At 72.2% G+C, this 11,897-nt stretch carries 8 protein-coding genes and 1 pseudogene; 3 read left to right on the top strand and 6 right to left on the bottom strand.

Annotated features, from left to right (window positions below; genetic code table 11):
- Positions 1-13 precede the first annotated feature (13 nt).
- From BKK79_RS10400 to BKK79_RS10410, 3 genes and pseudogenes are all read right to left on the bottom strand, one after another.
- Entirely contained in the window at positions 14-1,291 is a 1,278-nt protein-coding gene (locus tag BKK79_RS10400) for a DUF445 domain-containing protein (RefSeq protein WP_071037653.1), read from the bottom strand.
- A gap of 171 nt (positions 1,292-1,462) precedes the next feature.
- The gene (locus BKK79_RS10405; RefSeq protein ID WP_071037654.1) at positions 1,463-1,912 is read right to left on the bottom strand and encodes a DUF3293 domain-containing protein; all 450 of its coding nucleotides are present in this window, start codon (positions 1,910-1,912) and stop codon (positions 1,463-1,465) included.
- Positions 1,913-2,121: 209 nt separating this feature from the next.
- Positions 2,122-3,591 (bottom strand): annotated as a pseudogene (locus BKK79_RS10410) (M81 family metallopeptidase); the annotation flags it as partial.
- A gap of 335 nt (positions 3,592-3,926) precedes the next feature.
- Here BKK79_RS10410 and BKK79_RS10415 point away from each other — a divergent pair.
- A complete protein-coding gene (locus tag BKK79_RS10415; protein ID WP_071010617.1) occupies positions 3,927-5,726 on the top strand; it encodes a methyl-accepting chemotaxis protein in 1,800 nt (599 codons plus the stop codon).
- A 329-nt stretch (positions 5,727-6,055) separates the two neighbouring features.
- On the opposite strand, the gene BKK79_RS10420 is transcribed toward BKK79_RS10415, so the two are convergent.
- Positions 6,056-6,964 (bottom strand): LysR family transcriptional regulator, encoded by a 909-nt coding sequence (locus tag BKK79_RS10420; protein WP_071037655.1) that lies wholly within the window; start codon positions 6,962-6,964, stop codon positions 6,056-6,058.
- 288 nt (positions 6,965-7,252) lie between these two features.
- Here BKK79_RS10420 and BKK79_RS10425 point away from each other — a divergent pair, with 288 nt between their 5' ends.
- Positions 7,253-8,806 (top strand): MFS transporter, encoded by a 1,554-nt coding sequence (locus BKK79_RS10425; protein WP_071010615.1) that lies wholly within the window; start codon positions 7,253-7,255, stop codon positions 8,804-8,806.
- 93 nt (positions 8,807-8,899) lie between these two features.
- On the opposite strand, the gene BKK79_RS10430 is transcribed toward BKK79_RS10425, so the two are convergent.
- Positions 8,900-9,100: a hypothetical protein gene (locus tag BKK79_RS10430; protein WP_071037656.1), complete on the bottom strand. Its 201-nt coding sequence runs from the start codon at positions 9,098-9,100 to the stop codon at positions 8,900-8,902.
- A 766-nt stretch (positions 9,101-9,866) separates the two neighbouring features.
- Positions 9,867-10,919, bottom strand: a complete 1,053-nt coding sequence (locus tag BKK79_RS10435) for a Bug family tripartite tricarboxylate transporter substrate binding protein (RefSeq protein WP_071037657.1) — start codon at positions 10,917-10,919, stop codon at positions 9,867-9,869.
- 98 nt (positions 10,920-11,017) lie between these two features.
- Here BKK79_RS10435 and BKK79_RS10440 point away from each other — a divergent pair, with 98 nt between their 5' ends.
- Positions 11,018-11,860, top strand: coding sequence for an IclR family transcriptional regulator (locus BKK79_RS10440; protein ID WP_071037658.1), 843 nt, complete (start codon positions 11,018-11,020; stop codon positions 11,858-11,860).
- Positions 11,861-11,897: the final 37 nt, after the last annotated feature.

The following is an 11,897-nucleotide window of genomic DNA, read 5'->3' on the forward strand; positions in this document are numbered from 1 at the left end:
CTCCCGCGCGTAGCTACCCCGCCATGCGCCACAGCTCGGCAGCGTGCGACAGCAGATACAGCACGCAGCCGACCATCGCGCCCACCACCGTGCCGTTGACGCGGATACGCTGCAGGTCCTTGCCGATATGCAGCTCGATCAGCCGCGACATCTCGGCCGCGTCCCAGTTGCGCACCGTATCGCGGATATGGCGCGTGAGGAATTGCGCGAACTCGGGCGCCATGGCGCGCGCCGCCTCCTCCAGCCGGCCGTTGAGCGAGGCACGCAGGGCCGGATCCTGCGCCAGCGCGCCGCCCAGCCAGCCGGCGGCCTCCTGCACGCGCGCGCGCAGCAGCGAGTCGTCGCGCTCCAGGTCCTGCCGCAGCCAGCCGCGCAGTTCGTCCCACAGCTGGCCGACATAGGCATTGAAGGCGGCATCGTCCTGCACGTAGCGCTGGATGGCCTCGGCCCGCTCGAGGAAGGCGGGGTCATGCTTGAGACGCTCGACCAGCCGCGCCGCCGCTTCGTCGAAGCGCTGGCGCAGCACATGGCCGCGATCGTTGCCGACCTGGTCGAGCACGCTGCGCAGCGCGTCGGCGATCAGCTCCGAGCCATTGGCGCCGATCCACTCCGACGGCAGCACCTTCTCCTTGAGCGGATGCTCGCGCTTGAGCCACTCGACGATGCGCGCGGCGATGAAGGCCTGGGTCTGCGGCTGCCGCAGCAGCGCCAGCAACTGCTCGATGCCGGCGTCCAGCAGCTCCTGGTGGCGGCCGCCGCGCGTCAGGCTCTCCAGCGCGATGCCGGCGGTGCGCGACCAGTCCACCTTGCCGATGGCGGTACGCACCGCCGCACGCACGAAGCCCTGGATGCGCTCGTCGTCCATCACCGCGAGCGCGCCGCCCAGCAGCCGCGTGGCATAGGTGCCCAGGCGCGCGGCATGGTCGGGCGACTGCAGCCAGTCGGTCGCCCGCTGCGCGGGATCGTGCTTGCGGATCAGCCCCACCAGCGAGGCATCGTCGAGAAAGCGGTCCTTGACGAAGGCCGCCAGGTTGTCGGCGATCTCATCCTTGTGGGCGGGAATGATGGCGGTGTGGCGCGACACCAGCGGAATCGGCACGCGCCGGAACAGCGCCACCACGGCGAACCAGTCGGCCAGGGCGCCCACCATGGCGGCCTCGGCGATGGCCTTGATCCAGCCGACGGCGAAGCCCGGCGGCAGCCAGGCGGTAATGGCGAAGACCAGCGCCGACAGCCCCAGCAGGGCCAGGGCGCGCGCCTTGCTGCGCTTGAGTTCGGTTTCCTTGTCCATCGGCGACGCGGCGGGAAGTCCAGCGGGAAGTCCAGCGGGAAGTCAGGCGGGCATTGTCGCACCGGCGGCGCGGTGGCGAGCGATGGTGAGCGATGGTGAGCAGTGGTGAGGCTGGCGAGCGGTGGCTGGCCCGCGCCGCCCTGCCTGCGCAGCAGCACTACCTCAGCAGCACTACCGCAGCAGTACCAATTGCGGCACCGCGTCGGCGCCGCTCCAGACGATGGCGTTCTGCGCATAGTGCCGGCCCAGCGCCTCGGCCGCCTCGCGCGCCAGGCCCAGCACCAGCAGGCTCTCCTCGCCGGCCCAGCCATTGCTGGGGTGCTGGCCGATGCCGTCGATATAGCGCAGGCCCGTGCGCATCAGCCCCTGTGCCAGCGCCTGCTGGCGCACGGCATTGGCAGAGGCATTGGCGGCGGCGTCGGGATCGGGCTGGCTATAGGGATTCCAGGCCGTGATGAAGGCGCTGCAGCGCACGCCCGCCGAGGCGTGCAGCACGGCCAGCGCCTCGCAGCGCTCGCCGATGCGCATCGTGAACGGCATGCCGCCGCGCACGCGGTAGTGAGTCTCCAGGTAGGCCTGGAGCGTGGCGGCATCGATAGCGGTGGTGGTGTTGGGGGACACGGCAGGACTCGCATCGGCCGGGGCGGCTGCGCGGGCGGAACGCCGTTGCCACCGTCCCCATGGAATCAGGGCTTCCGATTGGAGCATGGCGCTTCGCGCAACGTCAAGGCCACGCGCGGCGCGCTTCAGCGGCCGGCCGCCGCGCCGGGTTCCGCATCGGTTGCGGCATCGGTTGCCGCAGCGATTGCCGCAGCGATTGCCGCATCGGCGGCCACCTCCGCCTCCAGCGGATACACCGGCCGCGCCAGCTTGCGGAACGGAAACTGCGCATAGCGCGAACTGGTCACGCCGCCGCCGTCGCACTCCACCACCGCGCGCGCGATCGGCACGAACACCGGGCGGCAGTACATGCGCGACTTCAGCAGCAGGAAGCGCTGCGCGCGCGGGTCCACGCCGATATGGGTGAAGATGCCGAGGTCCCAGTGCTCCTGCGGCGTCTCGGTGACGATCACCAGCGCGGCCCCGGTGTCGAGCAGCGCGCTGCGGCCCATGCGGATGCGCTCGCCGGTATAGGTGGGGCCGCTGATGGTGTACTCGCCGTCGCTGAGGGCGGCGACGCGGCCGCTCAGCACGAGCGGCTCGGGGAACAGGCCGAGCTGCGCCAGCGGCACCTTGTTGCCCACCGGCAGCGTGACGCTGGCGCCGACGCCGGCCGCGGCCAGCGCGGCCACCGCCTGCGCATCGTTGAGCGGCCCCACGGCGATGCCGTGCAGGCCCTGGCGCAAGGCTTCGCGCAGCACCGCCATGTCGTCGCAGGTGCCGCCTGACATGCAGTTGTCGCCATGGTCGAGCAGCAGCACCGGGCCGCTGCCGCCGCCCGCGGCCAGCGCCGCCGCGCGCGCGATCGACTGCGCCAGCGGCTCGCTCTCGTAGACGAAGCCGGCGCGCTCCTGCCAGATCTGCGCGGCCAGGCGGTCGGCGGCCGCCTGCGCGGCGGCGGCATCGCCATCGGCCACCGCCAGCACGCTGAGGCAGGGCGCGGCGATATCGGCCAGGCTGAAGCCGGCCAGCACCGACACCGCCAGCATGCCCTGCGCCTCCATGCGCTGCGCGGCCTCCACCGCGCGCCGCATCGCGCCTTCGGCGGTGGCGCTGCGCAGGGTGTGGCTGAGCAGCGGCAGGCGCCGCCACGCCAGCGCGGGACGCGCCTCGCCGCGCAGCCCGGCCAGCAGCAGGCGGCCGGCGTGCGCACCGCTCTCGTACATGTCGACGTGCGGATAGGTCTTGAAGCTGACCATCACGTCGGCGTGGTCGACCATCTTCTGCGTGACGTTGCCGTGCAGGTCCAGCGAGACCGCGATGGGCGCCTGCGGCAGCACCGCGCGCAGCCGCTCCAGCAGATCGCCTTCGCCGTCGTCGCTGTTCTCCGCCACCATGGCGCCGTGCAGGTCCAGCATCACCGCGTCGCAGCCGGGCGCGGCGGCGACGATGGCATCGCACAGCGCGGTATAGGCCGCGGCCGCCACCGTGCCGCTCGGGTTGGCGCCGGCCGCCAGTGCCACCACCGGCGTATGGCCGGCCGCCTCGACCAGGTCGATGAAGGCGGCGATGGCGGTGCGCGTGCCCCGGCTGGCGCGGCAGGCATCTTCGCCGTAGCGCGGATGGAAGGACGCCAGCGGCGTGGCGATGGGCGAGAAGGTATTGGTCTCGTGGTTGAGGCGGGCGATCAGGATTCTCATGGCGGGGGGATGGCTCCTGGGGATGACTGCAGGCGACGACGGTCGGGATGCGCTGCGATGAGCCTCAGTCTAGCGACAGGCGCGCCGGCTGGAAATGGCGGAATTGCCACTTGCACGCTGGCCCAGCAGGACCGCCGCCTCGTGCCGGAGCCGGAAGCACAAGTGCGCCGCACCAGACACAACAAGTGGCGCATATGGCACGAATTCAGGCGAAGCCGCAAAAATGTCCAGACATTACGCCGTCGCCCCTCAAGTCCGCGCCGGGCGGGCCGTAAATCCCTCCGATTTGCCGCGCCCCCCGCCCTACCCGGGCAACAGCACAGGAACACTCATCCATGTTCGCATCCCTTCGCGCCCGCATCGTGGCCCTATCCGTGGCCATCGTGGTGGCAGCGCTGACCATCAATGCCATCCTCAACTACGTCGTCGCCGACCGCTACAACGACGCCTCCATCAGCGAAACGCTGTCCGCCATCGAAGGCGGCCACGTGGAAGCCATGGGCGAATGGGTGGCCGGCCACGTGCAGATGATCGTGTCGCTGCAGGACGCCGTGCTGCAGCCCGAGCCCGAGGCCGCGCTCAAGCTGGTGGCGGCCGCCGGCGGCTTCACCAACGTCTACGTCGGCTATGCCGACCACACCGCCCGCTTCTCCAACCCGACCGGCATCCCGCCCGGCTACGACCCCACCGTGCGCCCCTGGTACCAGCAGGCCGCCAAGGCCGGCAAGCCGGTGGTGACGCCGCCCTACGTGGACGCCGGCACCGGCAAGCTGGTGGTGGCCTTCGCCGTGCCGGTGCTGAAGGACGGCGAGCTCAAGGGCGTGGTCTCGGGCGACGTCAACATGGACAGCGTGGTGGCCAACGTCAAGTCCATCCGCCCCACCCCGGCCAGCTTCGGCATGCTGGTGGCGCGCAGCGGCGAGATCGTCGCGCACCCGGACGACAAGCTCACGCTCAAGCCCGTGACCGACCTCGTGCCCGCGCTGGACACCGGCAAGCTCGCCGCGCTGGCCGGCGCCGAGGCGCCGCTGCCGGTGCAGGCGGGCGGCGTGGCCAAGCTGCTGTTCGCGCGCCCGGTGCCGGGCACCGACTGGCTCGCCGTGCTGGCGATGGACCAGGCCGAGGCCGGCGCCGGCATGCGCTCGGTGCTGTGGACCTCGCTGCTGGCGCTGGTGGTGATCGCGGTACTGGCCGCCATCATCGTGGCCGGCGCCACCGGGGTCTCCTTCCGCCGCCTGACGCAGATCCGCGACGCCATGCGCGACATCGGCCGCGGCGAAGCCGACCTCACCCGCCGCCTGCCCGCCGACGGCCGCGACGAGACCGCGCAGATCGCCCAGGCCTTCAACGCCTTCGCCGACCAGCTCGCCGGCGTGATGCGCCAGATCCGCGACGCCAGCGCCTCCGTGCATGCCGCCGCCGACGAGATCGCCGCCGGCAACAACGACCTGTCGCGCCGCACCGAATCCGCCGCCGCCAGCCTGCAGCAGACCGCCGCCTCGATGGAGCAGATCACCGCCACCGTCGGCCAGTCCGCCAGCTCCGCCCAGCAGGCCGACCATCTCGCCGTTGCCGCCGCGCAAGGCGCCGGCAACGGCGGCAGCGCCATCCAGGACGCCATCGTCACCATGGGCGCCATCGAACAGGCCGCGGTCAAGGTCTCGGACATCATCGGCGTGATCGAGGGCATCGCCTTCCAGACCAATATCCTGGCGCTCAACGCCGCGGTGGAAGCCGCCCGCGCCGGCGAACAGGGCCGCGGCTTCGCCGTGGTGGCCGGTGAAGTGCGCGCGCTGGCCCAGCGCAGCGCCCAGGCCGCCAAGGAGATCAAGACACTGATCGAAAGCACCGTGGGCAGCGTCAGCACCGGCTCCGGCCAGGTACGCCGCGCCGGCGACACCATGCAGCGCATCGTCGGCGACGTCGGCAAGGTCAGCCGCATCATCTCCGAGATCTCGCAGGCCGCCGGCGAACAGACGCGCGGCATCCAGGAAGTGAACCAGGCCGTCAGCCAGCTCGACCAGATGGTGCAGCAGAACGCCGCGCTGGTGGAGCAATCGTCCGCCGCCGCCGAAGCACTGCAGACGCAGGCCGCCAGCCTGGCGGGCGTGGTGGGGGGGTTCCGGCTGCATTGAGGCTGGAGACAGCGGCGGCACGGCGGCGCTGCGGCGCGGCGGCGCGTTGTCGCTTGGTGCGGGCGCCGGCCCTCACCCCCGGCCCCTCTCCCGCAAGCGGGAGAGGGGAGCGAAACAGCGCGGTGCGAACCAGGTCGCGCTGGACGAAGCCGACGAGATACGCCAACACCGCGCGCCAAGCACGAGGTCTTGGCTCCCTCTCCCCGCATGGGGAGAGAGTGGGGGTGAGGGGTGGTTTAGCAAGGCGCCACATCCAGCGAAGCCCTCGGTGTGGTCCAGCACGCGAGCGCACAGACGAAGCCGCCAACGCGCTCCCAACCCGCCTCCCCTCACGCCTCCTGAAACAACCTCGCACAAGCGAAATCGACGAACACCCTGAGCTTGGGTGACAGCTGGCGGCTCGATGGCCACAGGATGGAGAACTGCCCCGGGGCCTTGCAGTGCGCATCCAGCACCGGCACGAGCTGCCCCGCTTCGATCGCGTCGCGCACCAGGAAGTCGGGCATGTAGCCGATGCCGAAGCCGGCCATCACCGCGCCGCGCAGGGCTTCCATGTTGTTGCAGGTCATCGCCGTGCGCAGGTCCGGCGGCTCGCCGCCGTCGTCCGCCAGCGCCCAGGGCTGCAGCTTGCCGGTGGTCGGGAAGCGGTAGCGCACGCAGGCATGCGCCGCCAGCTCGCGCAGCGTGCGCGGCGTGCCGGCGGCGGCGAGATAGCCGGGCGTGGCGCACAGCTTGAAGCGGAAGGGGCCGAGGCGGCGCGCCATCAGGCTGGAGTCGCTGAGCGTGCCGCTGCGGATCACCGCGTCGAAACCGCCTTCGATGACATCCACCAGCCGATCGTTGAAATCGAGGTCCAGCTCGACCTCGGGATAGCGCTGCGCGAATTCCGGCAGCACCGGCAGCAGGAAGCGGTAGCCGATCGCCGGCAGGCTGACGCGCAGGCGCCCGCGCGGGCGCTCGGCGGCGGCGGACAGCGTGGCGCGCGCCTCGTCGAGTTCGTCGAGCGCGCGCCGGCAGCTGGCGTAGAAGTGGCGCCCCTCCTCGGTCAGCGTGACGCGGCGCGTGGTGCGATGGAACAGGCGCACGCCCAGCGAGCGCTCCAGCCGGGCAACGGTCTTGCCCACCGCCGAGGCGGAAATGCCCAGCGCGCGGCCCGCGGCCACGAAGCTGAGCGCCTCGGCCGCGCGGACGAAGGCGGCGATGCCGCCGAGCGGGTCCGCGCCTGCCTGATCATTCATGGTCGCTCCGATCACTGCCGGCACATCGGCAGGCCGGCCGGCAATGCCCGGCCGTCCCGCGCGCGGCCGGCCCGGCTTCGGTCCGCGCATGCATTGCGGAATTCTATTCCGCAGTCAGCGGAAGCTGGCGTGGTTTTTCCCTGATTCATTCCCCTCTATCGTTCATCGCTCGCCCGGCGCGGCCCCGGCCATATGGCACGACGGCAGGCACGACGGCAGGCACGACAGCGGGCATGACAGCGCGCCGGCCACCTTCCCCAGGCCCTTCCAACCCATCCAGGAGCGACCATGGATCACCCCCACCCGGCCGGCCCCGCGCGGCGCCGGCTCGCCATCCTTGCAGCGGTCTGCCTCGCGGCGCTCGCCCTGCCCCTCAGCTTTTCCGGCGGTGCCGTCGCCACGCCGGCCATCGGCCGCGATCTGGGCGGCAGCGCGGTGGCGCTGCGCTGGATCACCAATGCCTTCATGCTGACCTTCGGCAGCCTGCTGATGGCGGCCGGCACGCTGGCCGACCGCTACGGCCGCAAGCGGCTGTTCGCGCTCGGCACGGCCGCTTTCGCCCTGTGCTCGCTCGCCCTCGGGCTGGCGCCATCGCTATGGGCGGTCGACCTGCTGCGCGCGGCGCAAGGCGTGGCCGCGGCGGCGGCACTGGCGGGCGGCACCGCCGCGCTGGCGCAGGAATTCGACGGCCCGGCGCGCACACGTGCCTTCAGCCTGCTCGGCACCACCTTCGGCATCGGCCTGGCCTTCGGCCCGGTGCTGGCCGGCTGGCTGATCCACACGGTCGGCTGGCGCGCCATCTTCCTCAGCAGCGCGGCAGCCGGCGCGCTGGCGCTGGCCGTCGGCGTGCCGCGCCTGCGCGAATCGCGCGACCCGCACGCCGGCGGGCTGGACCGCGCCGGCACGGCCACCTTCACCGGTGCGCTGTCCTGCTTCACCTTCGGCCTGATCCAGGCGCCCGAGAGCGGCTGGTCCAGCCCGCTGGTGATCGGGCTGCTCGGCGCCGCCGCGCTGCTGGCGGCCGCCTTCGTCGCGGTGGAAAGGCGAGCGCCGCGGCCGATGCTGGATCTCTCCCTGTTCCGCTATGCGCGCTTCGTCGGCGTGCAGGTGCTGCCGATCGCCACCTGCTACGGCTACATCGTGCTGCTGGTGCTGCTGCCGCTGCGCCTGATCGGCGTCGAGGGCTTCGATGAGATCGATGCCGGCTGGATGATGCTGGCGCTGTCGGGCCCGATGCTGGTGGTACCGCTGGCGGCCGCCGCGCTCACGCGCTGGCTCGCGCCCGGCATCCTCTGCGGCCTCGGCCTGCTGCTCGCGGCGGGCGGCCTCTGGTGGCTCAGCCTCGCGCTGCGCGCGGGCGCCGGCCCGGCCGCGCTGGCGCCGCTGCTGCTGATCGGCCTCGGCACCGCCCTGCCCTGGGGCCTGATGGATGGACTCTCGGTCAGCGTGGTACCCAAGGAGCGCGCCGGCATGGCCACCGGCATCTTCAGCACCACGCGGGTGGCCGGCGAGGGCATCGCGCTGGCGGTGGTCAGCGCCGTGCTGGCCGCGCTGACGCAGCAGCGCCTGCTGGCGGGCATGCCGACGGCCGACGCGGGCCTGACGGCATATGACGCCGCACAAGCCGCAGCGCAACTTGCCGCCGGGGACTTCGCCCATGCCGCGGCATGGCTGCCGTCGGTGGCGGGCGCCACGCTGCGGCAAGGCTATGCCGACGCCTTCGGCCTGCTGTTGCGCGGACTGGCGGTGGTGACCGCCCTGTGCGCGATCGCCGTGTTCGTCTTCCTCAGCGGCCGGGAGCGCAGCGCGCCGGATGCGGCCGGCGCTGCCACGGCGCCGTGACGCCATGACGCCGCAGCGCCATGACACCGTCACGCGGACGCGGGCAGGCCCCGGCCCGGCGGGGCCCGCCGGGGTCAACCGCTCAGCCGCAGCTCAGGCGTGCACGCCCGCCGCCCCGGCATCCGCCGCGCGCCGGTACGCCTTCAGCCACAGCAGGTCCACCAGCAGCACCGCCGCCGAAGTCATGCCGAGCATGAAGAGCGCGGACTTCACCACATCGTCGCCGAAGGGCCGGAAGCCGGAAAACGGGTCGCGGGAGAGCGACCGGCCCGATACGGCCAGACCAGCCGCCATCCGGCCCGCATGCAGGCCCGCATGCAGACCCGCATGCGGACCCGCGGACCGCATGCCGGCAAGCAGGCGGCCCCGGCCGTATATCACCACGGCCGGGACCGCCGCCCGACGACAGCGCGCCAGGCACGCTGGATGACCCCGCCGACGCGTCACCACGACGGGGATGCCGCCGGCAGCACCGCTGCCATCCGGCGACCAGCCGCCGCGGGCAGGCGCCACCGGCCGGTGCCTCGGCACCGCCGGTACTCGCCGCCTGCCGGCGGCCGCTTGTGGAAGCCCGACCGTGGGGGGGCGCGCCCGCCCTCGCTCTCTTCTCGGGCAAGGTAAGGGACAAGCCGCGGACGGACTTCCGGCAAAGCGGCGGGCCGTTTCCACCGGCCCGCCCCGTTACGCGGCCGCGCGGCGGCGTAACGAGGGGCAGCGGGAAACGCCCGGGACCCGGCACAGGGTGGCATGCGGGAGGCTGACAACGCCGCCTCCTCTGGGACCCCTCCGTACCCTGCCCCGATCCTCTTAGCGATCTTCATGCTATCCGCTCGCGTGAGTGCAAAGCTGACGAAATCTGACAACCAAGGGAATGCCCGAGGGGCGGGGGGGCATGTAGCGGGCGAATATCGGACAACTGACAACCGACGGGCCCGCTGCAGAGGTAAGGCGCAAGGGCAAGCGCGGCCGCGCTCGCCGGTTCGGCGCCCAGGGTCGGCGCCGGAAGGGCTACGGTGAAAGGGTTGCGGTGGAGGGTGGAGAGACGTCCTGCCGCCGCCACCTAGTCCAGCTTGGTGCCGGACTCCTTGATCACCGTGGCCCAGCGCCCGATGTCCTGCCGCACGCGCGCGCCGAACTGCTCCGGCGTGCCGCCCAGCACCGCGGCACCCTGGTCGCCCAGCTTGCGTACCAGCTCGGGCGACTGCAGTGCCTTGTTGAAGGCGGCGTTCAGGCGCGCCACCACCTCCTTGGGCGTGTCGCCGGGCGCGACGAAGCCGAACCAGGTGGTGGCGTCGAAGCCGGGATAGCCGGACTCGGCGATGGTCGGCACCTGCGGCAGGTCATCGATGCGCCTGGCCGAGCTGACCGCCAGCGCGCGCAGCTTGCCGCCCTGGATATGCGCCAGCAGCGTCGGCACCGACGACATATAGAGCTGCACCTGTCCGCCCAGCAGGTCGTTGAGCGCCTGCGAGGCCCCCTTGTACGGCACGTGGGTCAGGTGGATGCCGGCGGCCTTCTGCAGCAGCTCGCCGGTCAGGTGCGCCACCGTGCCGTTGCCCGGCGAGGCGAAGTTGAGCGCGCCCGGCTTCGCCTTGCTGGCGCGCACCACGTCGGCCAGCGTCTTGTAGGGCGAGCCGGCCGGCGTCACCAGCACCAGCGGCGCGCTGGCCACCAGGCCGATCGGCGTCAGGTCCTTGAGCGGGTCATAGGGCAGGCGCGGGTACAGCGTGGGATTGATGGCGAGGTTGCTGGTCTGCCCCAGCGCGATGGTGTAGCCGTCGGCGCGCGACTTGGCGGCGGCATCCACGCCCAGGTTGCCGCCCGAGCCCGGCTTGTTGTCCACCACGAAGGTCCAGCCGGTCGACATCGCCACGGTATTGGTGATCTCGCGCGCGATGATGTCGGTGCCGCCGCCCGGCGGGAACGGCACGATCACGCGGATGGGGCGGGACGGATAAGCGGTGCCGCCGGCGCTGGCAGAGGCGGCCGAGGGAAAGACGGCCAGGGCCGCGGTCAGGGCTGCACTCAAGGCCGCACTCAGGACCACAGGAAGGGGAACGCCCAGGGTGGCGCCGAAGGCGCGGGCGAACAGGCTACGGCGGGATGCGCGCATGGATGTCTCCGGATCTTATGGGTGGTTATGCCCCGGATTGTTGCCGTGCGTTTCATCTCCTACAATGCCGTTTCCCACAGCGAAACACGTTCTGCGCGATGAAATCCAAGACGGCCGCTCCGCCCGCCCCGCCATCCCGGCCTGCCCGGGCGCCACGCAGCACGCCCGAGACCGCCGCCGCGCCCCCGCCCGCCGGGCCCGCCGCACAGGAAGACAGCACCGGCGGCGTCGGCGCCGTCACGCGCGCGCTGCGCGTGCTGGAAGCCTTCGGCGTGAACGACCCGCAACTCTCGCTGGCCGAACTGAGCCGGCGCACCGGCATCCACAAGACCACCGTGCTGCGCCTGGCCCGCACCCTGGCCGCCGACCACTACCTGGTGCAGACCGAAGACGGCGGCTGGCGCCTCGGCCGCGCCGCCGGCTGGCTGGGCGCCTGCTACCAGGCCACCTTCAACGTGCAGGAAGTGGTCGAGCCGGTGCTGCGCGAACTCGCCATCCAGACCGGCGAAAGCGCCTCCTTCTACGTGCGCGAAGGCGGCCAGCGCATCTGCCTGGTACGCGTCGAAGGCCCGCAGGCGATCCGCCACCACGTGCGCATCGGCTCCGCCCTGCCGCTCGACAGCGGCTCCCCGGGGCGCGTCATCCTGGCCTTCTCCGGCGAATCCGGCGAACCCTACGAAATGATCCGCCGGCGCGGCTTCCACCTCTCGCTGGGCGAACGCGAGCCCGAAGTCTCCAGCGTCTCCGCCCCCGTGTTCGGGCTGCACTGGCGGCTGCTGGGCTCGATGTGCATCTCCGGCCCGACCGCGCGCCTGGACGAAACGCGGCTGACGGAACTGGCGCAGACCGTGATGGACGCCGCCAACCGGCTCTCGTACGCCATGGCGGGCAGCCAGCGCGAGCCGATGCAGATCGGGCGGCCGGCGACTTGGCATCCGTGAGGGGGGCGGCGGGCGGGCGTCCTGAAGCTTGCGCCCC

The sequence above is a fragment of the Cupriavidus sp. USMAA2-4 genome (assembly GCF_001854305.1).
Taxonomy (GTDB): Bacteria; Pseudomonadota; Gammaproteobacteria; order Burkholderiales; family Burkholderiaceae; genus Cupriavidus; species Cupriavidus malaysiensis.